This is a genomic window from Amycolatopsis sp. NPDC004079 (assembly GCF_040610415.1).
GTDB classification, from domain to species: Bacteria; Actinomycetota; Actinomycetes; order Mycobacteriales; family Pseudonocardiaceae; genus Amycolatopsis; species Amycolatopsis halotolerans.
In genome coordinates this window covers 110,449-131,195 of sequence record NZ_JBEXMH010000016.1, presented here as the reverse complement: position 1 = coordinate 131,195, position 20,747 = coordinate 110,449, and the positions used below count along the sequence as shown (strand labels likewise).

Annotated in this window: 19 protein-coding genes; 4 read left to right on the top strand and 15 right to left on the bottom strand. The window is 69.9% G+C overall.

The window, feature by feature from the left end; genetic code table 11:
- The first annotated feature begins 57 nt into the window (after positions 1-57).
- Both ABZX37_RS19115 and ABZX37_RS19110 read left to right on the top strand, forming a co-directional pair.
- Positions 58-1,137 carry an STAS domain-containing protein gene (locus tag ABZX37_RS19115; protein WP_354741142.1) on the top strand — a complete coding sequence of 360 codons (1,080 nt, stop codon included), beginning with the start codon at positions 58-60 and terminating at the stop codon, positions 1,135-1,137.
- Between the two features lie 262 nt (positions 1,138-1,399).
- Positions 1,400-2,131, top strand: coding sequence for a GAF and ANTAR domain-containing protein (locus ABZX37_RS19110; RefSeq protein WP_354741141.1), 732 nt, complete (start codon positions 1,400-1,402; stop codon positions 2,129-2,131).
- A 153-nt stretch (positions 2,132-2,284) separates the two neighbouring features.
- On the opposite strand, the gene ABZX37_RS19105 is transcribed toward ABZX37_RS19110, so the two are convergent.
- The 5 genes from ABZX37_RS19105 to ABZX37_RS19085 form a co-directional block, all read right to left on the bottom strand.
- Positions 2,285-3,379 carry a Zn-dependent alcohol dehydrogenase gene (locus ABZX37_RS19105; protein ID WP_354741140.1) on the bottom strand — a complete coding sequence of 365 codons (1,095 nt, stop codon included), beginning with the start codon at positions 3,377-3,379 and terminating at the stop codon, positions 2,285-2,287.
- Between the two features lie 55 nt (positions 3,380-3,434).
- Positions 3,435-4,910: an aldehyde dehydrogenase gene (locus ABZX37_RS19100; RefSeq protein WP_354741138.1), complete on the bottom strand. Its 1,476-nt coding sequence runs from the start codon at positions 4,908-4,910 to the stop codon at positions 3,435-3,437.
- Between the two features lie 107 nt (positions 4,911-5,017).
- The gene (locus tag ABZX37_RS19095; protein WP_354741136.1) at positions 5,018-6,958 is read right to left on the bottom strand and encodes an FUSC family protein; all 1,941 of its coding nucleotides are present in this window, start codon (positions 6,956-6,958) and stop codon (positions 5,018-5,020) included.
- Positions 6,959-7,010: 52 nt separating this feature from the next.
- Entirely contained in the window at positions 7,011-7,484 is a 474-nt protein-coding gene (locus tag ABZX37_RS19090) for a MarR family transcriptional regulator (protein ID WP_354741134.1), read from the bottom strand.
- A 171-nt stretch (positions 7,485-7,655) separates the two neighbouring features.
- Positions 7,656-8,285 carry an NAD(P)H-binding protein gene (locus ABZX37_RS19085; RefSeq protein ID WP_354741132.1) on the bottom strand — a complete coding sequence of 210 codons (630 nt, stop codon included), beginning with the start codon at positions 8,283-8,285 and terminating at the stop codon, positions 7,656-7,658.
- Between the two features lie 200 nt (positions 8,286-8,485).
- On the opposite strand from ABZX37_RS19085, the gene ABZX37_RS19080 reads away from it, so the two are divergent.
- Both ABZX37_RS19080 and ABZX37_RS19075 read left to right on the top strand, forming a co-directional pair.
- Entirely contained in the window at positions 8,486-9,418 is a 933-nt protein-coding gene (locus ABZX37_RS19080) for an alpha/beta hydrolase (protein WP_354741130.1), read from the top strand.
- A gap of 69 nt (positions 9,419-9,487) precedes the next feature.
- Positions 9,488-10,369, top strand: coding sequence for a helix-turn-helix domain-containing protein (locus ABZX37_RS19075; protein WP_354741128.1), 882 nt, complete (start codon positions 9,488-9,490; stop codon positions 10,367-10,369).
- Here the strand turns inward: ABZX37_RS19075 and ABZX37_RS19070 are convergent.
- The 10 genes from ABZX37_RS19070 to ABZX37_RS19025 form a co-directional block, all read right to left on the bottom strand.
- Positions 10,347-11,021, bottom strand: coding sequence for a cysteine hydrolase (locus ABZX37_RS19070; protein ID WP_354741188.1), 675 nt, complete (start codon positions 11,019-11,021; stop codon positions 10,347-10,349). The two genes, ABZX37_RS19075 and ABZX37_RS19070, sit on opposite strands and share 23 nt — an antisense overlap.
- Before the next feature lie 12 nt (positions 11,022-11,033).
- Positions 11,034-11,825, bottom strand: a complete 792-nt coding sequence (locus ABZX37_RS19065; RefSeq protein ID WP_354741126.1) for an SDR family oxidoreductase — start codon at positions 11,823-11,825, stop codon at positions 11,034-11,036.
- Positions 11,825-12,955, bottom strand: coding sequence for an NDMA-dependent alcohol dehydrogenase (locus ABZX37_RS19060; protein WP_354741125.1), 1,131 nt, complete (start codon positions 12,953-12,955; stop codon positions 11,825-11,827). Before ABZX37_RS19060 ends, ABZX37_RS19065 begins: the two co-directional genes overlap by 1 nt.
- Positions 12,952-13,812, bottom strand: a complete 861-nt coding sequence (locus ABZX37_RS19055; RefSeq protein WP_354741186.1) for an alpha/beta hydrolase-fold protein — start codon at positions 13,810-13,812, stop codon at positions 12,952-12,954. The genes ABZX37_RS19060 and ABZX37_RS19055 overlap by 4 nt, the downstream gene beginning before the upstream one ends.
- A gap of 2 nt (positions 13,813-13,814) precedes the next feature.
- Positions 13,815-14,690, bottom strand: a complete 876-nt coding sequence (locus ABZX37_RS19050) for an MBL fold metallo-hydrolase (protein WP_354741124.1) — start codon at positions 14,688-14,690, stop codon at positions 13,815-13,817.
- Between the two features lie 17 nt (positions 14,691-14,707).
- Positions 14,708-15,829: an NDMA-dependent alcohol dehydrogenase gene (locus tag ABZX37_RS19045; protein WP_354741123.1), complete on the bottom strand. Its 1,122-nt coding sequence runs from the start codon at positions 15,827-15,829 to the stop codon at positions 14,708-14,710.
- A gap of 237 nt (positions 15,830-16,066) precedes the next feature.
- Positions 16,067-17,005 (bottom strand): LysR family transcriptional regulator, encoded by a 939-nt coding sequence (locus ABZX37_RS19040; protein ID WP_354741122.1) that lies wholly within the window; start codon positions 17,003-17,005, stop codon positions 16,067-16,069.
- A 12-nt stretch (positions 17,006-17,017) separates the two neighbouring features.
- Positions 17,018-18,370: an AMP-binding protein gene (locus tag ABZX37_RS19035; RefSeq protein ID WP_354741120.1), complete on the bottom strand. Its 1,353-nt coding sequence runs from the start codon at positions 18,368-18,370 to the stop codon at positions 17,018-17,020.
- A 30-nt stretch (positions 18,371-18,400) separates the two neighbouring features.
- On the bottom strand, positions 18,401-19,549 hold the full coding sequence (locus ABZX37_RS19030; RefSeq protein WP_354741118.1) for a CoA transferase: 1,149 nt from the start codon (positions 19,547-19,549) through the stop codon (positions 18,401-18,403).
- Positions 19,539-20,747 (bottom strand): CoA transferase, encoded by a 1,209-nt coding sequence (locus ABZX37_RS19025; RefSeq protein ID WP_354741116.1) that lies wholly within the window; start codon positions 20,745-20,747, stop codon positions 19,539-19,541. The genes ABZX37_RS19030 and ABZX37_RS19025 overlap by 11 nt, the downstream gene beginning before the upstream one ends.

Here is a 20,747-nt window from a genome sequence, read left to right as displayed (position 1 = left end):
GTGCCCCGGCTCGGCCGGAGCTCCCGGACGCTGCGGCGGCCACGCGGGAGGGACGCTATGACAGACAGGGACCCGCACGGCGTGGCGGCGGCGCTGAGTTTCTCGGTGTCCGTCGACCGCCGTGCCGGCGTGACAGTGGTGCACGCCGCCGGCGTGCTCGACCTGACCACCGCCGCACAACTACGGGAGACAACAGCCTCGGTACTGCTAACCCATCCCCGGGTACTGGTGCTGGACCTCACCGAAGTGGAGTTCCTGGATTCGCACGGCCTCGACACCCTCACCCTGCTGCGAGAGCGTGCCCGGCCGGGCACTGTTCTCCGCGTCGTCGCCTGCCCCGGCACCGGGCTCAAGGCGTACGCGGAGTTGTCCGAAGCACTCGCTCCCCCCGCGGTCCGACGGCAGACCGGCGAGGCCGGTCTGCCGTCGGACGAGCCCCAGCGCTCCGGCGAACGGAGCAAAGAGCTGTGGTGGCGCGTGATCAGCGGGGTCGAAAACGGAGAACCGGGAACGACGTGCTCGGACGCCGTGTGCACGACCGTCCTGCGGCTGGTACCCAAGCTGGAGACGATCGTGCTGACGCTGTACACCCCCGCTGGCGCCACCCGGGTTCTCTCCGCCAGCAACCTCTGGGCCCGGCACGCCGAAGAACTGCAGTACACCACTGGCGACGGCCCGGGAATCACCGCCTTCGCCCAGCAGCGGGCCGTCATCGTCCCCGACCTCGCCGCGACCGGGCAGTGGCCCGGTTTCACCCACGCCGCCGACCGGATCGGCGTCGCCTCCGTGCTCGCCCTCCCCCTGCCGGCCCCCCTGCGCATGGGCGTGCTGACCTTCTACCGCCGCCGCCGTGGCGCACCGTCCGAGCCGGTGGTGGCAGATGCCTGCCGCCTGGCCCGGATCGCCGCCGTGATGCTTGTCAGCGACGACCGCCTGCTCGACGAGGCAGCCCAGACCACCGGTTACGACGACGTGCACCACGCCGCCGGCATGCTGTCAGCCCGCCTGCACATCACTGCCGAAGAGGCAGGCACCCGAATCCGCGCGGCGGCGTTCGCCCGCGAAATCCCCATCGGCACTTTCGCCCGCGCAATCGTCGCGGACAGCCGCCGCGGCCAAGAGCTCCTTGAGGACTGACATCGGCATCCGCGGTGCGGTGCGCCCGGGCCCGACACGACCGGCAAGAAGCATTCCCCGCAGTCAGGAATCGCGCTACCTTTGACGACGCATCGTGCGGAGGGTCCGCGCCCCGCGGACCTTCCGGCAGGCGACCGAAACCGAGGCAGCACGGCGCAACCTGCCAGCGACATGCAATTCTCCTGGATCAACCCGCGTACGCACGAGACGGCGTCCAGACCCCGCTCCGTCGAATTCAGAACCCACGGACTGAGCGGACTCGATGCCTACTACCCCACGAGAACTCCTCATCGCCCAAGCGATGCGCGACCTCGTCGACCGCGACGACGCCAACCCCCTCGATCTGCTCCGCGACCTCGTCACGCATGTGGTCGCGCTGCTGCCCGTGCAAGCGGCAGGCGCCACAGTAATGGGCATCACCGGGGAGCCGGACCACCTCGCCGCGTCTGACGAGAAAAGCCGACGGCTCGAGCGGGCCCAGTTCGATCTCGGGGAAGGGCCGTCCCTCGACAGCGCCCACAGCGGTCGCGCACTGCCCCTGGTGCTGCTGCGGCACAACAGCACCTCCCCGCGCTGGCCTCGCTTCGCCCCGCTCGCCCTGCGCGACGGCATCAACGCCGTCGCCGCCGTGCCGCTGCGCACTCGCGACCACAGCTACGGCGCGCTCAGCCTGATGAACACCGCATCGCCGGTGCCGAGGCCGCACGACATCCGCCTGGCGCAGTCCTTGGCCACGACCGCTGCCGCCTCCCTGCGGCTACAGCGGGCCATGCACGAAAAGGACAGCGTCATCAGCCACCTGCAAACCGCCTTGGACAGCCGGATCGTGATCGAACAAGCCAAAGGAGTTCTCGCGGAGCGCCTGCACGCCTCCACCGACGAAGCTTTTGTCCACTTGCGCAGCCACGCACGCAACCAGTCCCGGAAACTTCACGACCTCGCCTCGGAAATCGTGCGGAGAAACGACGCCGCGGAACCGGACACAGCCACCTGAGAATTCCCGCGGCCGTCGTAGGTCCAGCGACGGAATCCGATTCCCCGAAGACCACCTGTTCCCCGGCGCGCAAGGCTTTCCTCGGAGCCGACGAACCGCGCTACGCCCGCGTCCCACGCGCACTCGACGTCCCGGAAGCGGTCATGCCGCGCCTCAGTCGAAGACGACGACGCTGCGCGCGATCTCGCCCTTCTCCAGCTTCGCGTACCCCTCGTTGATCCGATCGAGCGAGATCGTCTCGGAGACGAGGTCGTCGAGGTTCAACCGGCCCTGCTGGTACAGCTTGGAATACAGCGGGATGTCGACGCCCGCGACCGTCGCGCCCATGAAGACTCCGCTGAGCTTCTTGTTGCCGCGCAGCAGGTCGGCGGCGGTGAGCGCGGCCGAGGTTCCCGGCTTCATTTTGCCGACCACGTAGGTCGAGCCTCCGGTGTCGGTGATGTCGATCGCCTGCTGGACGGTCTGCGGCAGGCCGATGACTTCGAAGGCGTAGTCGACACCGGCTTTGCCGACGATTTTCCGCACGCGGGCGGGGAGATCGGCTTCTTCCGCCGGGTCGACGACATCGGTCGCGCCGAACCTGCGTGCGAGCTCGAGCTTCGCGGGCTGCAGGTCGATCGCGACCACGTGGCTGGCCCCGGAGATCGCGGCTCCCTGCACGACGTTCAGGCCGACCCCGCCGCAGCCGATCACGGCGACGGAGTCGCCGAACCGCACGCCCGCGGCGTTCTTCACGGCTCCGACGCCGGTGATCACGCCGCAGCCGAGCAGCGCGGCACGGTCGAAGGGGATGGTGCGGTCGATTGGGACGAGGTTGCGTTCGTGCACCAGGATCTGCTCGGCGAAGCCGCCGATGTCACCGATCTGGCTGACCGGGACGCCGTGCATCGAGTAGCGCGGCTTCTCGCCGGGGCCGCGGCGGATCGCGCCGGGGTCCGTGCAGTTGGTGGGCACGCCGCGCAGGCAGTTCGCGCAGCGGCCGCAACTGGAGATCAGGTTGGCCACGACGTGATCGCCGACCGCCACGTCAGTGACGTCCTGTCCGACCGAGGACACGACCCCGGCAACCTCGTGGCCGAGCACCAGCGGCACCGGCCAGCCGAAGTCCGTCTTCATGGTGTACAGGTCGCTGTGGCACAAGCCGCTGGCTTTGACGTCGACCACGACCTCGTGGGCCAGAGGCGCGGCCAGGTCGATGTCGCGGATCTCGAGGGGCTTGCCCACCTCGAGCAGCACTGCCGCTTTCATGGTTTCTCCTGATTTCTTGTCCTGCGTTCCGGGGCCACGAATCGAGCGAGCGGAATCAGCGAACGGGCCAGTCGAGATCCGCGGGGATGCCGATGCTGTTGATCTCGACGAACTCGTCGAAGCCCTCGGGGCCGAGCTCGTACCCGAGCCCGCTGTCCTTGACGCCGCCGAACGGCGCGGCGAGCCCGGCCGGGAGCCCGTTGACTTCCGTCATGCCGGTCTCCATGCGAGCCGCGAAACGCGTGGCGCGCATCGGGTCGGCGGAGTGCACCGCGCCGCTGAGGCCGTAGCGGGAATCGTTGGCGATCGCCAGCGCCTCTTCCTCGGTGTCGTACTCGAGCACCGAGATCACCGGACCGAACACCTCCTCCTGGGCGATGTTCATCGACGGGGAGACGCCGGCGAAAACGGTCGGCTCGACGAACCAGCCCTTGTCCAGCCCCTTCGGCCGGCCGCCGCCGACGACCGGGACGGCGCCTTCCCGCACGGCCGTGGCGATCATGCCCTCCACGCGGTCGCGATGCAGAGAGCTCACGAGCGGTCCGAAGTAGACAGTCGGGTCGAGCGGGTCCCCGATCTTCAGTGCGCGGATCCTCGCGGCCAGCGCGTCGACGAACCGCCCGGAAACGGCCCTGGGGAGGATGATCCTTGTTTTGGCGGTGCAGACCTCGCCGTTGCTGCGCAGCGCAGCGTGCATGACCGTGTCGACGGTCGATTCCACGTCGACGTCGTCGAGCAGCACGGCCGCGGACTTGCCGCCGAGTTCGAGGGTGACCGGGCGCAGCAGGCCCGCGCACACCGCGGCGATGCTCTTGCCCACGCCGGTCGATCCGGTGAAGGAGATCGTGTCGGCCCCGGGGTGCGAGACCAGGTGCTCGCTGGCTGGGCGATCCCCCGACACGATGTTCAGCACGCCCGCGGGCAGACCTGCCTTCTGCGCCATCTCCGCGAAAAGGTACTGGTTCAGCGGCGCGTCGGGCGCGGACTTGACCACCACGGTGCATCCGGCCAGCAGAGCCGGCGCGAGCTTCATGATGGTGATCAAGTGCGGCGCGTTCCACGGGACGATCGCGCCGAGCACCCCGGTGGGCCGACGGTGCACGAGCGCACGGCCGGAGGGCGCCTCGCGGATTTCCTCGAACGGGTAGCTCTGGGCGAGCTCGATCATCTGATCGACGATCAGCCGGGGTCGTTGCGCTTGGATGGGGACCGAGTGCTGGATCGCCGTGCCCATCTCCGCGGAGACCAGTTCGGCCATCACCCGCTCATTCGCCTGCATCTCCGCACTGAGTCTGCGCATGACCTCCGAGCGCTCGGACAGCGACATCCGCGGCCAGGGGCCCTTGTCGAACGCCTCGCGGGCCGCGGCCACGGCGCGGTCGACGTCGGCCTCGACGCCCATGGGCACCGTCGCGATGATCTCTTCGGTATACGGGGAAATCACGTTCAGCTTCTCGTCGGTGGACGGGGCGACCCAGTCGCCGCCGATGAACAGGCTGTCGTAGCGGCCCTGCCACAAGTTGTCAGGCATTGTTTTGCTTCCTCTCCTGCCTTCCGGCATCGGATAAGTTCGTCGTCCCAGCCGCCGACACCAGGTGTCGACGCCGGGGGTGCCCGCCGCGAACGCGGGCGAGCCGGTTATCGCGCGCCGACCGGGCTCTGCGCCGCGGTGATCTTCTCCACGGCAGCACCGGCATCGCGGAGAAGATCAAGCGCCGCAGCGGTGTCCGCCGAAACGGCCGGCCCTTGCGCGCTGCCGGTGTTGCTGTGCAGAGCGGAAAACTCGGGAGCCTGCGCGACGGCGTCGAGGACGCGGGAGAGCATCTCGACCTGAGCGCAGACGGCTGCGCGTTCGTCGTCGTTCCAAAGTGGAGCGAGCGCGGAAAGCGCCGCGATCTGGCGGCGCACGCTCGTCACAGCGTCGATGGCCGGGGCGAGGGTGTCGTTCGGCCAGCGTCCGCGCCGGTCGCGGGGCTCGTCACGCGCGCTGCGGGCCGCGGCGGTGAACTCCAGCCCGGTCAGTCGTGCGCGGACGGTGCTGTGTGCGCCGGCGAGCCGGTGCGGCTCGTCGTCCGCCGTCCAGAGGAGGACCAGCGCGTCGATCTGCCGGGCGGCAGCGTCGGCCCACTCGGTGAGGCGCTCGGTGAGCAGCCGGCGCTGCCAGGTGGGCGCGACGAGATAGGCGGCGAACGCGAGCACGCAGCCGATGATCGTGTCGAGACCGCGCGTGGTCGCGCCCAGCGGTCCTGGTGTCAGGGAACCGATCCAGGCGACCACCCAGAACATGGTGAACGGCTGGCCGCAGCTGCGGAACGCGAGGTAGCCGTAGAACAGCAGCAGGAGCACGGCGGCGTGCAGGACCGGGATCGCGGGCAGGAAAGAGAGCGCGACTCCGAACGCCGCGCCGGCGACGGTGCCGATGGTGCGGCCGATGCCGCGGGAGAACGTGGAACCGTAGTCCGGGAACACGATCAGCGCCGCGGCGACGACCACCCAGAAGCCATGCCCGGCAAGGAAAGCATCACGTCCCAGCCAACTGCCCGCGGCCATGCCGACGACCTGCGCGATGACGCACACGACAGCCAGCCGCACTGCGTGGTGCAGGATCGGGGAACCCCAGCGCAGCTCGTCCCGCAGCAGTTCGAGCGAACTCGGCGCGCGTCGCTGGTCCGAGGCCGGGGGTACTTCCCCGACGGCGGCCAAGCGGGTGGACGTGCCGACCGCACGGGACAGGGCGAGTTCGAGGCCGTCGCCCGGCTGGTGCGGCCACGAGGCGGCGGCGAGAGAGCTGCCCTCGCGCGGCCGGGAGATCGCCGAAGCGACCGTCCTGAGCTGGTCGCAAGCGGCCGCACGCCAGCGAGCCGACGCGGTGTCCGTCCGATTGCCGAGCGCGCGCATCTGCTGGCCGATCTCCTCGCCGCGTTCGACGAGCTGCGCGAGCCGGTCGAGCTCGCGGTGGCTCCGGCGGCGCAGCAGCGCCAGGCTCCGTTCGGCCGCCAGCAAGGCAGAATCCTCCGACTCGCCGGTGGCGATGGCGAGATACAGGCCCGCGACGGCGCGGCGCTGCGACGAGTGCCGGGCCCCGTAGGGCGGCAGCAGCTGCGCGAGGAACATGATCGCGAACCCGAGGGAGAAGAACCCGACCGCGCCGCCGGCGCTCGCCGGGGCGATCTCGGCGAACGCCAGGAACACGATGGTGACCACCGTCATCCGGATGCTGAGGCTGAGCGCCACGGCCCGCAGCAGCCCGGCGACCAGGAACAGGACGAAAACGAGCGGCAGCGCGACCGCCCAGTTCCCGCCGAGAAGCACCCCGAGGGCCGCGGCGGCGATCTGCGCGAGACAGGTCACCGCCGTCGCGACGATCCGGGACCGGTTGTGCGGCATGACCGCGGCGATCGTGGCCAGGAACGCGCCGACCGTGACCAGCAGCTGCTCCCCCGGGTCGGGCAGGAGGTAGCCGACGATCGCCGCGACCAGCATCCCGATCGCCACGCGCAGCAGCTTGCGGGGTTCCTGCAAGGGTTTGCCCGGTCGCATGCCGCGACGCGCGGCGTCCCGGAGAGCAGCCCAGTCCATGGCAGACAACGCTTTCTCTAGAAAACTGATGGGTCGGCCGTCGCGGCGGAGATCAGCTGTCCCCGTTCGAGCCGAGGTTTCGGTGGATGCGCGACAGCAGCGGCCAAGCCGTCTCGCGATCGACGCCGGAGATCAACCCGCCGAGCCACTGCTCCACCAGCGGCAGAACGACCTGGACCCGGCGCTCTCCGTCCGAAGTCGCCGTCAACGTCTGAACCCGCCGGTCGGCCTCGTCGCCGCCCCGCACAACCAGGCCTCGCTTGACGAGCCCGTCGACCAGGCCGGTGACGGTCGCCCGCTTGACCTCGAGCTCCTCGGACAGCCGGGCCGGAGTGATCCCGCGCGTCTCGCTGATCGCCAGCAGCGCCGCGAACCGACCGCCCGACAGGTCGTGCTCGGCCAGCAGCTCGTTGTAGCTGTCGTCGATCCGACGTGCGACCGCCAGCACTCCCATCGCGAGCCGCGCGTCGTTGCCGCCGAGGCGACGCAACAGCAACCCTTGCCTCTTGCCCAGCAACTCATCCATAGCCGCCATACTATCAGTTGCCTAACTACCTTGCTCGCCAGAGGCAGCGAGCCACGGCCGACCGCGCGGGCGAGCGCCGCGCCGGAGCCCGTCAGCCGTTCGCGCCCGGCCATCGCGGCGGATTCCCCCGCAGCGGCAACGGATTCGGCCTCATCGCACGGAGCGCGGCCGCTACCAGACGAGTCGGTCCCCGTCGGTGCCGGGCTTGTTCACGCCCAGGTTCTCCCGCACGTGCTTCTCCGGATGCGCGACGAGGTCGGCGACAACCGCGGCGACGCTCTTGCGGGACACGGTGGTGCCCTTGAACGGCTCGTCCCGCTGGGTCACCTCGTAAGCGACCTCGTCGGCGTCGGAGAGCCAGGCCGGGCGCAGCACCGTGTAGTCCAGCCGGGAGGCCTCGATCGCGTCGGATGCCGCCGCGTAAGTGTCGAGCGTGGACGCGCCGATCGTCTCGCGGTTCCAGCGGCCGAACTCGCCAGGCACCTCGTGGTAGATGCCGAGCGCCGTGACGAAGACCAGCCGCTTGACGCCCTCGGCCTCCATGGCCTCGACAATGGCCCTCGCCTGACGGTCGATGCCTCCGGCGAGATTCGCGTAGACAACGTCCTGTCCGCGAACGGCCTCCGCCAGTGCGGTCCGGTCGTTCACGTCGCCCTCGATGACGGTCGATCCATTCGGCACCTCTCTGATGCGGGCCCTGCTGCGGGCGAAGAGGGTGAGCGTCGTGCCCTGGTCGGCGAGCATGCCGACAGCCCAGGACGCGATCTGCCCGGACGCGCCGAGCACGAGGACTTTGGTCATGATGACCCCTTTCGCGAAAAGGTGAGTTCGCCGGCCGGAGGCCGAAGCCTCCTTGGTGTTCGGCGGATTCGGCCCCGACTCCGACGGTAGGCCAGACGGCGGGTGCACAGGGGGGGTGCTCTCAGCCCCTGCCTCGACGTCGCCGGCCTTCCTAGCGTGGGAAGCACCGAAGGGAACCGACCGAGGAAGCGAGAGAGACTGTGCCGAGCAAGATCGAGCAAGTCAGCGTGAAAGCGCTCTACTGGGACATCGCGGCGGACGTGTACTTCCCGCCGGAGTTCGACGAAACCAAGAAGTACCCCGTCGTCATCACCGCGCACCCGATCGGCAGCTGCAAGGAGCAGACCTCCGGCAACGTCTACGGAACGGCGCTCGCCGACGAAGGTTTTGTGGCGGTCGCCTTCGACGCCAGCTTCCAGGGCGCCAGCGGCGGCGAGCCGCGGTTCATCGAAGACCCGACGCTGCGCGTGCAGGACTTCAGCTACGTCATCGACTACCTGGTCGCCCAGTCCTATGTGGACGAGGACCGGATCGGCGTGCTGGGGATCTGCGGCGCGGGCGGCTACTCGGTGAACGCGACCATGACCGAACGCCGGATCAAGGCGCTCGGCACCGTCGCGGGCGCGAACTACGGACGGCTGATGCACGAGTCGTTCACGAACTACGACCCGATCGCCGCCCTGGAGGCGATGGCCGCGCAGCGCACCGCCGAAGCCCGCGGCGCGGAACTGCGCGTGGACGACCTGCTGCCGCCGTCGCCGGAGAAGGCCCAGGAGCTGGGCTTGACCGAGATCGACGTCGCCGAGGCCACCGAGTACTACCGCAGCGACCGCGGCCGCAAGCCGCACGGGCTCAACCGGGCGCTGTTCTCGCACCAGGCGACCGCGGTCGGCTGGGACGCGTTCAACCGCGCCGAGGTGTTGCTGACCCAGCCGCTGATGGTCGTCGTCGGCGACAAGCCGGGCGCGTTCGGGTCCTACCGGGACGGCCTGGAGATCGTCCGCCGCGCCCGGTCGGAGAAGAAGGAACTCGTGGTCGCCGAGGGCTGGTCGCACTACGACCTCTACGACAAGCCGGAGCCGGTGAAGATCGCGCTGGAGCGGCTCGTGCCGTTCTACCGCGAGAACCTCTGACCCGCCGCCGGGGCGGGGGGTGCTGTCGTCCCCTCCCCCGGACCGGCCGGACCGCCTACCGTGTGGAGGATGAGCGTGGCGGCGGATCTCAAGGAGTTCCTGGTCTCCCGCCGGGCGAAAGTGACGCCTGACCAGGTCGGGCTGCCCTCGTCCGGACGCCGCCGGGTGCCCGGGCTCCGGCGCGAGGAGGTCGCGACGCTGGCCGGGGTCAGCCCGGACTACTACGTCCAGATCGAACGCGGCCGCGCCGGCGACATCTCCGACGAGGTGCTCTACGCGCTCTCCCGGGCACTGCTGCTGAACGACGTCGAGACGGCGCATCTGTTCGGCCTCGCCCGCTCCCGGCCCCGCACCGGCGCCCGGCGCGCCCCCGACCGCGTCCCGGACGGCGTGCTGCTGATGCTCGACCGCACGCCCGACCTGCCCATGCTGGTGCAGAACGGCCGGCTCGACCTCGTCGCGGCCAACGATCTCGGCCGCGCGCTGTACTCGGACGTCTACGACCGTTCCCCCGGCACGCCCAACCTCGCCCGGTACGTGTTCTTCGACGACCGCTCGGCCGGGTTCTTCCCGGACTGGGGCCTGATCGCCGACTACGCGGTCTGCCTGCTGCGCGCCGAGGCCGGACGCGCGCCGTACCACCGGAAACTCACCGAACTGATCGGCGAACTGGCCACCCGCAGCGACGAGTTCAAGACCCGCTGGGCCCGCCACGACGTCCGGACCCACGACCGCGGCGAGAAGCAGTTCCGCCATCCGGTGGTCGGCGACCTGACCCTGCACTACGAAGGGCTCGCCATCCCGGGCACCGACGGGCTCAGCCTCTACAGCTACCTCGCCCCGCCCGGCGACCACACCGCCCACGACGCCCTCCTTCTCCTCGCCAGCTGGGCCAAGACCCACGCGGAACCCGCCGCGGACCCGTCCGTCAGCCCGCCTCGAACGCCCTGACCGCCTCGGCCGCGGCGACCGGCCGCGCCAGGTACCCGCCGATCAGCCGCTCCGCCGCGGCCTGGTCCCCGGCGGTCGAGGCGGCCGTGCAGTCGGTCAGCAGGTACTGCTGATAGCCGAGATCGAACCCGGCCGCGGCGGTGAGCAGGACGCACCGGTCGGTCACCACCCCGGCGTAAAGCACCGTCCGCACGCCGAGGTTCCGCAGCACCTGGTCGAGATCCGAGCTGCCGAACGCTCCCGAGCCGGACTTCGTGACCACCAGGTCGCCGGGCGAGTGAAGGCCGTCGAGAGGTTCGGCGGCCCAGTTTCCTTCCCACGCCTCCGCCTCCCGCACATACGCCCGCAACGCCGGCACGATGTCCGCGCAATCGGCAGCCCGGCTGGCCAGTCTCGAATGGACGATCGCCGCGCCCGCCTCCCGGGCCGCGGCCAGCACCCGCGACAGTGCTGGGACCACGACGTTCTCGCACCGTGCGGTCTTGTAGTCCCCGGAGGCCACCCGTGCGCTGAACCCGTCGCGGTGCGCCTGCCAGTTGATCAGGTCGACCAGCACCACCGCCGCGCTGCGCGGGGCGAAATCGGCCCACGGATCGTCCGGATCGAACGTCCGCGAGTTGTACCAGCGCCCGCTCAGCGCGTCCGGCAGCATCACGGGACCTCCTCAGTGGACGGTGAGGCCGCCGGTCGGGCTGGCGACCAGGCCGGTGAGGTACCGGGACTCTCCGGAAGCCAGAAACGCGACGACGTCGCCGATGTCGTCGGGAGCCGCGACGCCGAGCGGGCTGCGTTCGATGATCTTCTCGTACTGCCTGCGGTGCCGGTCGCTCACCGCGTCTTCCGATTCGAAGGCGGCAGTCCACGATGGAGAGTCGCGGACCACCGTGACGCAGACGCAGTTCACCCGGATCCGGTCGCGGGCAAGCTCTTTCGACAGGACCTTGCTCGCCATGATCAAGCCGCCGGAGAAGGTGGCGATGGCGGTCTGGCCGGGCGTCGGGACCCGGCCGCCTTCCGACGTCACGAAGACGACGCTGCCGCCGCCGCGCGCCCGCAGGTACGGCACGGCCGCCTGCACGACGTTGAGCTTCGCCGCGACCGCCGAACCGATGAACGCGGTGACGCGTTCCAGGTCGATGTCCGCGAACGGCCCGCGCACCGCGGTGGTGCGGGCCTCGTCGTCGTTGCCGCCCGCGCTGGGCACGACGATGTCGATGCCGCCGAACCGCTCGGCCGTTTCGGCGGCCACCGCGGCCATGTCCTTCACGGACCGGACATCGCCCGCCACGAAATGGCCTTTGCCGTCCAGCTCTGCCAGCACTGCTTCGGCCTTGCGTTCGTCCCGGCCGTTCAGCACGACTGTCGCCCCGGCTGCGGCCAGCCGACGCGCCACGCCCAGGCCGATCCCACCGGTGCCACCGGTGATCAGGGCGACTTTTCCGTCCAACGTGGTCATCAGGATCCTCCGTGCCGGTTCGCGAAACTCACCACTGCGCGCACGTTCAGCCCGTTGTGCAGGTCCGCGTACGCTTCGTTGACCTGTTCCAGGTCGTAGGTCCGGGTGATCAGTTCCTCCAGTTTCAGCGAGCCGTTCCGGTAGAGATCCAGCATGAGCGGGATCTCCCGGGCCGGGCCGCCCATTCCGTAGAGCGCGCCCTGGATCCGCTTTTCCGACATGGTGAATTCGAGCAACGGCACCGGAATCCCGGTGAGGTCGTGCTTCGCCGCGCTGGTCACCACGAGGGTGCCGCCCTTGCGGACAGCCGCGTATGCCTGTGCGAGATGTTCCGTGGCGAGCACACCCACGCACACGATCGCCGAGTCCGCGCCTTGGCCGTTGGTGAGCGAGCGAGCCACTTCAGCCGCCTCGCCGATGTCCGCAAATGCTTGCGTGGCCCCGAGTTTCAGCGCCAGTTCGCGTTTCATCGCCACCGGGTCGACCGCGAGGACGTGCTCGGCCCCGACGTAGCGCGCGCCCTGCACCGCGTTCATCCCGATCCCGCCGGTGCCCATCACGATCACTACGTCCCCGGCGTCGATCCCGGCCGCGCGCACCGCGGAGCCCCAGCCGGTCGGCACCGCGCACCCGACGATCGCGGCGACCTCGAACGGGATGTCGCGGCGGATCGGCGTCGCGGACACCTCGGGGATGACAGTCCATTCGGAGAACGTGGAGAGGCACGCGTTCTGCGCGACCCCGCGACCGTCCGCGTGCATCCGGAACGTGCCGTCGAGCTGGGTGCCGACGGTGATCAGCGCCCCGTTGTCGCACAGGTTCTGCCGCCCGGCCACGCACATCCGGCAGTGCCCGCACGCCGGGATAAACGACGTGACGATGTGGTCGCCCGGCACGACCCGGGTGACGCCCGGCCCGACTTCGCGGACAATGCCCGCTCCCTCGTGGCCGCCGCAGGCCGGATAGGAATGGAACGGGATGTCGCCCTGGGCGAAGTGGTCGTCGGAGTGGCACAGGCCGGACGCCATCATCTGCACGAGGACTTCGCCCGCCTTGGGCGGATCCAGGTCCACCTCGCGCACGTCCCACGTGCCCGGCGCTTCCCACAGCAACGCGGCGGTCGTCTTCATGAAGCACCTCCGGGGTAGCAGGCACGAAGGAAACTCCGGTACGCGTCAGCCATCCCGGTGCTGTGCGATTCGCCCGGGATCAGCTCGGTGCTGACTCGCAGACCCGGCAGCGGGCGCTCGGTCACCACGTCGAGGAAGCGCAGGAACTCGATGGCCAGGTGCCGGTAGAACTTGCTGGGGCCGAGCATTTCGTACGCGTTGACGGTCAGGTGCAGGAACGTTTCCCCGGGCAGCCTGCGGAGGTTGCCGTAGCGTTCGTAGATGCGGCTGTCCGGCACGACCACTCCCGGGCTGCTGGCGCCGAACCGGGTGAAGAGGGCGGAACCCGAGGTCAAGGCGAACAGGGTGAACAGACCGCCGTAGGAGTAGCCGAACAGTCCGACATCGTCGGAGCGGAACCGGTACCGGGACTTGATCTCCGGATGCAGTTCGGTCTCCAGGAACGCGAGGAAGTTGTCCGCGCGAGCGTTCTTCTGCTGCGCGAAGAAGTCGTCGCACACCGATTCCGGCACCGCGCCCGATTCAACGCCGAGCCGGTTTCGGATGTGCGCGTGCATGAAGTCCGGCACGCCCTCGCCCGGGGGAACCAGGTCGCGGTTGCGCAAGACCAGCTGGTTTGGCGCGTCTTCCGCGATATAGCCGACGTTCACCTGGACATACGGCTCGACCGGGCGCGCTTGCTGCCGGTCGGTGAGCGCGCCGCGCAGGCCTTCGGTGAGCGGCCCGACGATGTTGCCGTCCGTGGCGTACACCAGCGGCCAATTCCCGCCGCGCTCGTAACCGCGCGGCAAGAAGACGCTCACCGCGAACCGGGCACCGACCGCGGCCGAGTCGATCTCGAAGTACTCGGCGGGCATCGTCACGAGACGCCCTGGGAGGTGAGCGAGGTCCAGGTCCGGCGCGTTCGGCCCCGCAGCACGCGGCCGAACGCCGAGCCGGTGAGATGACATTGCGCGGCAACAGCGTTGGGATCGCCTTCCAGCTCGTCCATGATCCGGGCGCGAGTCTGTTTGCCCAGTTCGGCGTCCACCTCGAAGACCAGCGAGACCTCGTTGTCGGTGAGCTGCACCGGGCAGTGCAGCACGTCGCCGAGGATCAACGCGCGGCTCTGCCCGGACGAAACGACCAGCGAACAGTGCCCCGGGGTGTGCCCGGGCGTCGCGACGACCGAGACGCCGGGCGCGATGACGTTGCCGTCCGAAACCGCGTCGATCCGTCCTTCGAGCGGAGCCAGCACGCCGTCCGGGTCGGGGCCGACCGCAGCCAGCGGGTTGTCGCCGAGGGCCTGCCAGTACTCGACTTCGCCTTCGCCGACGAGATGGCGGGCATTGCCGAAGGTGAGGGCGTCGTTCTGCGCGGTCCAGCCGACGTGGTCGATGTGCAGGTGCGTGTAGAAAACCGTGTCAATGTCTTCGGGAGCCAGGCCTTCCTCGCGGAGGCTGGTGAGCAGCCGACCAGAGCGGAAGACGCCGTCCGCGGCGGGGAAGTCGACTGTGTGGTCGCCGAATCCTAGGTCGACGAGGATCTTGCGGTCGCCCGTCCGGATCAGGAACGTGCCGAGGGAGAGCAGGAGCTTGCCGTCGGCGTCGAAGAGTTCCCGGTGCGCGTTCCACAGCTCCGGGGTGCCAGCCGGGAACAGCGCGGTCTCCGAGACGCTGGCCTCGCCGTCGGGCAGGTAGGTGATGCTGATGTCGCCGACGGAGATCGTTTCCCGGGGCGAAACTTGTGCGGACATCGTTGTCCTTTCGGTCGTCAGGCGGAGTGGACGATGACGCCGCGGATGTTGCGGCCCGCTTTCAGGTCGTCGAACCCGGCGGCGACGTCGTCGAGGGCGTAGCGGGTGGTGATCAGTTCGTCGAGCTTCAGCACGCCCTGGCGGTACATCTCCAGCTGCGCCGGGATGTCCGCGGTCGGGGAACTCGCGCCGAACAGGGAACCCTGCAGGCGTTTTTGGTAGAGGACCAGCTCGTGCAGGTTGAAATCGCCGTCGCGGACGAAGCTCTCCCCCAGCCCGACCGCGACGCACGTGCCCGCCTTGCGGACCGCTTCGAGTCCCTGGCCGAGATGCCTCCCGGTCACGATGCCGACGGTGACAATCGCCGAGTCGGCGCCCTGCCCGTTGGTCATCGAGCGCGCCAGTTCGGTGGCCTCGGCCATGTCCGCGACCGCGTGGGTCGCGCCGAGCTTCAGCGCGGATTCCCGTTTGAACGCAACAGGATCCACCGCGATCACCGCGGCCGCACCGGCGTGCGCGGCACCCTGGACGGCGTTGATCCCGATGCCGCCGATGCCCATCACGATCACGACGTGCCCGGGCCGGACCGCCGCCGAGTTGACCGCGGCGCCCCATCCGGTGCCGACGCCGCAGCCGGTCAGGCACGCGACGTCGAGCGGGATGTCCGGGTCGATCTTGATCACCGACGCGGTGGAGACGGTGGTGTGCTCGCAATAGGTCGAGAGACCGGCCATCTGGCCGACCGGCCGCCCGTCGAGCGACAGCCGGAACGACGTCGGATCGTCCGGCCGCGCGCCGGTGCCCAGCGAGGCACCGAGGTTGCAGAGGTTCTGCAGGCCGCGGGCGCAGAACCGGCAGCGGCCGCAGACCGGGAGGAACGAGAACACGACGTGGTCGCCCTCGGCGTATCCCGGTGTGCCGGGCCCGACCGCTTCGACGATTCCGGCGCCTTCGTGCCCGCCTGCGAACGGCAGGATCGGCGGGGTCTGGTCGCCGGTGGCGAAGTGGTCGTCGGAGTGGCACAGGCCGCTCGCGACCATCTGCACCCGCAGCTCGCCCTGTCGCGGGTCCTCGACCTCCAGCTCCACGACCTCGTACCTGCCCGGCGTTTCCCGCAGCACCGCTCCGCGGGTCAGCACCCGACCACCGCACCCCGATGTGCGTTCATCGTTTTCTGCCTCCTTTTTCCGGCAGCACGGAACAGCGCTCACTGCACTCTGAGAAATGCGGCTGCCTGAGATTTCCGCCACCGGTTTCGAGGTTAGGCGGCGCACACCGCCGGAATCAATTCGGAATCTCCGAAGCGGGAATTCGAGGAGCGGAAACCGGGCGTCCCCGCGGCTCTCGTGAGTGCTGCCGGTTCTCACCGGCGGCACTCACGAGGTCGCCAGCGGGGGTTCGTCGACGGGCCGGTCCAGCAGCTGCTCGATCAGCGCCCGGCACGCCGGTCCCGGACGGCGGCCCGCGGCGGTCGCGAGGTGGATCTTGCGCTCCGCCCACGGTTCGGCGAGTTCGACCACCGCGACCCGGTCGAGGAATTCCCGCGGCACCATGCATTCCGGCTGCGCCGCGACCCCGAGCCCGGCCTGGACCAAGCTCAGCGCGACCTCGCCGCTGCGCACGCTGAACGCCGGTTCGAACTCCTCGCCCAGCCGGCGCGCCGCGGCCCGGAACGCGCCCGCCATCGGGCCCACCGCGATCAGGGGTTCCGGCAGCAGCTCCGCGAACGTCACGCTCAGCCGGTCGGCGAACCGGTGCCCGCGCGGCAGCGCCACCACGATCCGGTCGCGGCGGTACGGCGTGACGTCGACACCGGTCAGGTCGAGCTCGTGCGCGGCGGCGAAGACGCCGAGGTCCGCTTCGCCGCGCGCGATCTCTTGCAGGATTTCCTTGTTTTCGATTTCGTGGACGATCAACCGGACCTGGGGGTATTGCCGGTAGAATTCACCGAGTTCCCGGGCGAGAAACGGCGCGAAGATCGACCGGGCCGACGCGATCGTCAGGTCTCCTTGCATTCCCTCGGTGAACGCCGCGATTTCCGACCGGATGTCCTCGAGACTGCCGAAGATCTTCCGCACGTGCCGCGCCAGCACCGCACCCGCGGGCGTCGGCAGCACGCCGCGCGGGCCCCGGTCGAGCAGTTCGATGCCGGCGATGGCCTCCAGATCGTGGATCCGTTTCGTCGCCGTCGACGCCGAGACGTTCTCCCGGATCGCGGCCAGCCCGATCTGCTTCTCCTCGACCGCGGACAGGAACAGCCGCAGGGTCAGGAGGTCGACCTGCCGGATCAGGTGCAGCCTGTTGAACGCGCTCACGCTTTACCTCTATCACGCCGGCTGCGCGGGCACCCGTTCCACGAGGTTGACTTTCACGTGGTCAGGACGCTTCAAAGTGCCGTCCGGGACCAGCGTGACGGCTGTTTTCACGTTCAGCGCGGACCGGATCCGGGTCTCCAGGGACGTCCGGAGATCAGCCTGTTCCTCCGAAGCCAGCCCGGCCGCGTGCTCGACCACGAGCGGCAGCGGCTTCTGCGTCGAATGCCCCTCGAAGTCCGCGCGGATCCGCATCTCCCCGGTGGTGACCGGGGCCAGCTCCGCCACCAGTTGCTTGATCGCCGACGGGAACACGTTGATCCCGCGCACGATCAGCATGTCGTCGGTCCGGCCGATGCACCGCACCGTGTACCCGGTCCGCCCGCACGCGCAGTCGGTCCCGGTGACGATCACGTGGTCCCGAGTCCGGAACCGCACCAGCGGCGACGCCTGCCGCCGCAGCGCGGTGTACACCAGTTCGCCCTGCGCGCCCTCGACCGGAGCGATCTGCTCGCCGGTGTCCGGGTTGATCAGCTCGGCGACCATCAGGTCCGGCGACAGGAAATGCATCCCGTTCGCGGCCTCGCATTCGCCCCAGTAGGTGCACGCGATGTCGGTGCCGCCGAGCATCTCGCGCGAGGTCGCACCCCACAGCGATTCCAGCCTCTCGCGCACCGCGGGCAGCCCGCCGCCGGGTTCGCCGCCGACGCTGATCGCCCGAACGCCCAGGTCGCGGGCGTCCAGGCCGACGATCGACGGGGCCTGCTCGGCGAGATAGGCGAGGAAGTACGGCGTCCCGATGAGCGCGTTCGGCCGTTGGTCCGCTTGCACCCGCAGCAGCCGCTCGGCACCCGCCTCGGCACCGATCGGGATGTCCACGATTCCCATGTGCTGCAGGATCTGCACCACCGGCAGCCCGCCGACGAACCCCTTGCTCATCCCGAACGCGTGCAGCAGCCGGTCGCCCGGCCGGAACCCGTTCGCGTACAGCGCCCGCGCGCCCAGCTCGCACCACGTTTCGATGTCGCCGCGGGTCAGCCCGACATACGACGGGCTGCCCGTGGTCCCCGAGGAGGCCTGGATCTGCACGATCTCGTCCGGGCTCGCCGCCACGTGCGCCCCCAGCGGCGGTGCCGCGGCCAGGCTCTCGCGCAGCTCCTGCTTCTCCGTGAAAGGCAAGGAGGCCAGGTCCTCGACCGTCCGCACCTTCGCCAGGTCGATTCCCGCGAACTTCTCCTGGTAGAACACGCTGCGCGCGGCCACATACGCCAACTGCTCCCGCAACCGGTCTTCCTGCACCGCCCGAGCCTCGCTCGCGGGTGCCGACTCGATCGCGCTCCACTGCTTTTCCGAATACGGCGCAGCCATGACACTTTCCACTTCTGTCCGGGGACGGGTTCAGGCCCGGGTCGGCAGCACCGAGCCGAGCAGGTCGTTGTCCGCGCCGATCGGGCGGACCGCGGGCAGCGGCGGCGGGCGCCTGCCGTCGAACGACAGCGGCAGCCCGACCACGCCGATCTCGCCCTCGTCGGCGGTGCCGATGATGCCGAGTTCCCGGGTCTGCTCGTGGCTGACCAGCTCCGGGGTCGTCTGCACCGGCGCGCACGGGATCCCGGCCGCCTGCAGCCGGTCTTGCCACTGCGCGCGGGTGCCGCTCGCGATGCGCTCGCCGATCAGCCGGTCGATATCGGCGCGGTTCTCCAGCCGGGCGGCGTTCGTCGCGAACCGCGGGTCGGCCCCCCATTCCGCGTGCCCGAGCGCCGAGGACAACCGGGCGAACAGCGCGTCGTTAGCGCAGCTGATGATCAACGCGCCGTCCGAGGCCGCGAACGCGCGGTGCGGGACGATGAACGCCACGCCGGACCCGTGCCTGCTGCCGGGGTAGCCGTCCGCCCCGTACCCGGCGATGCCGACGGAATTCCACGCGATCGCCGTCTCCAGCAGCGACGCGTCCACCGCGGCCCCGGTGTGCTTGACGTGCCTGCGATGCAGCGCGGCCAGGATGCCGATCACCGCCCACATGCCGGTGCCGAAGTCCACGATGGACACCCCGGCGCGCACCGGTCCGCCGTCGTGCTCCCCGGTGATGTCCATGATCCCGGAGAACGCCTGCATCAGCGGGTCGTAGCCGGGCAGTTCGCGCAGCGGCCCGGCCTTGCCGAACGCGCCGATCTCACAGTGCACCAGCTCCGGCTTGGTCACCCGCAGGCTTTCCGCGTCTAGGCCGTACTTCGCCGCGCTGCCGGGCCGCAGGTTGTGCAGGAACACGTCGGCCCGCTCGGCGATGAGCCGGTGCAGCGTCGCCAGCTGCTCGCGGTCCTTGATGTCGACGCGCAGGTAACGGCGACCCCGGTTGAGCGCGTGGAACGCCGCCCCGTCGCCCTTCCACGCGCTCGGACCCCAGCCGCGCGCGGAGTCGCCGGTCGGCCGCTCGACCTTCCACACCTCGGCGCCGAGTTCGGCCAGGATCTTGCCCGCGAACGGCGCCGACGCGCTGTCGCTCAACTCCACCACGACGATTCCGCTCAGGGGAAGCTCACGCGTCATCGCGCACTCCGATCCCGGCAGCGCCCGAGGCGGCCAGCGCACCGATCTCGTCCTCGCCGAACCCGAACTCCCCCAGCAGCTCCGCCGAGTGCTCGCCCAGCCGCGGCGCGGGGTACCGCAGCTCAGGAGCGCTTTCGCTCCACTGCTGCGGAATGCCGATGGTGCGCAGCCGTCCCTCCGAGGGATGGTCCTGCTCGGCGAAGAACCCGATGTCGCTCATGTGCGGATCGCTCAGCAGCGTCTCCGGCGTGTTCATCCGGATGACCGGGATGTCCGCCTCGGTGAGCACCTTCAGCCACTCGTCGGTGGACCGGGTGGCGAACACCTCGGCCAGGAACGCGTACAGCTCGCCGATGTTTTCGGTCCGGCCGTGGATGTCGGCGAACCTCGGGTCCTCCGCCAAATCCGCCCGGCCGACCGCGGTGAAGAACCGCTGCCAATGGCGGGTGGTGTAGATGTTGACGCCCAGGTAGCCGTCGAGAGTCCGATACGGGCGGCGGTCCGCGTTCAGCATCCGCGCGTAGCCCCAGTCCCCGATCGGCGGCACGAAGGTGTGCCCGTAGAGGTGGTCGCCCATCGCGAAATGCGCGAACGTCTCGAACATCGGCACCTGCACCTCCTGCCCGTGCCCGGTGCGTTCCCGGTAGTACAACGCGGCGGTGACCGCCGACGAGGTCGCCATGCCGACCACCCGGTCCGCGATCGCGGTCGCGACGTACGCGGGTTCGCCCTGTCCGCGGCTCTGCACCACCGGCATGCCCACCGCCGCCTGGATCAGGTCGTCGTAAGCCGGTTTGGCCGCGTAAGGACCGTTCTGGCCGAACCCGAAGCAGCCGCAGTACACCAGCCGCGGATTGATCTCGCGAGCGTCCGCATAGGACAGTCCGAGCCGTCGCATCGCCGCCGGGCGCAGGCTGTGCAGCAGGACGTCGGCCGAGCGCATCATGCGGACGAGTGCGTCGCGGCCGTCCGGATGCTTCAGGTCGAGCACGAGGCTGCGCTTGTTCCGGTTGAGGTGCAGGAAAATCGCGGCCATCCCGGGATTGCGCCGCGGGCCGACGCCGCGGGTGGTGTCGCCTTCCGGGGACTCCACCTTCGCGACGTCGGCGCCGAGATCCGCGAGCAACAGGGACGCGTACGGCCCCATGAAGTTCGAGGTCAGGTCCAGGATCCGCACACCGTCGAGCGGGCCTGCCAT

Excerpts from the sequence above, each read along its gene's own strand:
- ABZX37_RS19115 (WP_354741142.1), top strand. The coding sequence starts at position 58 with ATGACAGACAGGGACCCGCACGGCGTGGCGGCGGCGCTGAGTTTCTCG.
- ABZX37_RS19110 (WP_354741141.1), top strand. The coding sequence starts at position 1,400 with ATGCCTACTACCCCACGAGAACTCCTCATCGCCCAAGCGATGCGCGAC.
- ABZX37_RS19105 (WP_354741140.1), bottom strand. The coding sequence starts at position 3,379 with ATGAAAGCGGCAGTGCTGCTCGAGGTGGGCAAGCCCCTCGAGATCCGC.
- ABZX37_RS19100 (WP_354741138.1), bottom strand. The coding sequence starts at position 4,910 with ATGCCTGACAACTTGTGGCAGGGCCGCTACGACAGCCTGTTCATCGGC.
- ABZX37_RS19095 (WP_354741136.1), bottom strand. The coding sequence starts at position 6,958 with ATGGACTGGGCTGCTCTCCGGGACGCCGCGCGTCGCGGCATGCGACCG.
- ABZX37_RS19090 (WP_354741134.1), bottom strand. The coding sequence starts at position 7,484 with ATGGATGAGTTGCTGGGCAAGAGGCAAGGGTTGCTGTTGCGTCGCCTC.
- ABZX37_RS19085 (WP_354741132.1), bottom strand. The coding sequence starts at position 8,285 with ATGACCAAAGTCCTCGTGCTCGGCGCGTCCGGGCAGATCGCGTCCTGG.
- ABZX37_RS19075 (WP_354741128.1), top strand. The coding sequence starts at position 9,488 with ATGAGCGTGGCGGCGGATCTCAAGGAGTTCCTGGTCTCCCGCCGGGCG.
- ABZX37_RS19070 (WP_354741188.1), bottom strand. The coding sequence starts at position 11,021 with ATGCTGCCGGACGCGCTGAGCGGGCGCTGGTACAACTCGCGGACGTTC.
- ABZX37_RS19065 (WP_354741126.1), bottom strand. The coding sequence starts at position 11,825 with ATGACCACGTTGGACGGAAAAGTCGCCCTGATCACCGGTGGCACCGGT.
- ABZX37_RS19060 (WP_354741125.1), bottom strand. The coding sequence starts at position 12,955 with ATGAAGACGACCGCCGCGTTGCTGTGGGAAGCGCCGGGCACGTGGGAC.
- ABZX37_RS19055 (WP_354741186.1), bottom strand. The coding sequence starts at position 13,812 with ATGCCCGCCGAGTACTTCGAGATCGACTCGGCCGCGGTCGGTGCCCGG.
- ABZX37_RS19050 (WP_354741124.1), bottom strand. The coding sequence starts at position 14,690 with ATGTCCGCACAAGTTTCGCCCCGGGAAACGATCTCCGTCGGCGACATC.
- ABZX37_RS19035 (WP_354741120.1), bottom strand. The coding sequence starts at position 18,370 with ATGGCTGCGCCGTATTCGGAAAAGCAGTGGAGCGCGATCGAGTCGGCA.
- ABZX37_RS19030 (WP_354741118.1), bottom strand. The coding sequence starts at position 19,549 with ATGACGCGTGAGCTTCCCCTGAGCGGAATCGTCGTGGTGGAGTTGAGC.
- ABZX37_RS19025 (WP_354741116.1), bottom strand. The coding sequence starts at position 20,747 with ATGGCAGGCCCGCTCGACGGTGTGCGGATCCTGGACCTGACCTCGAAC.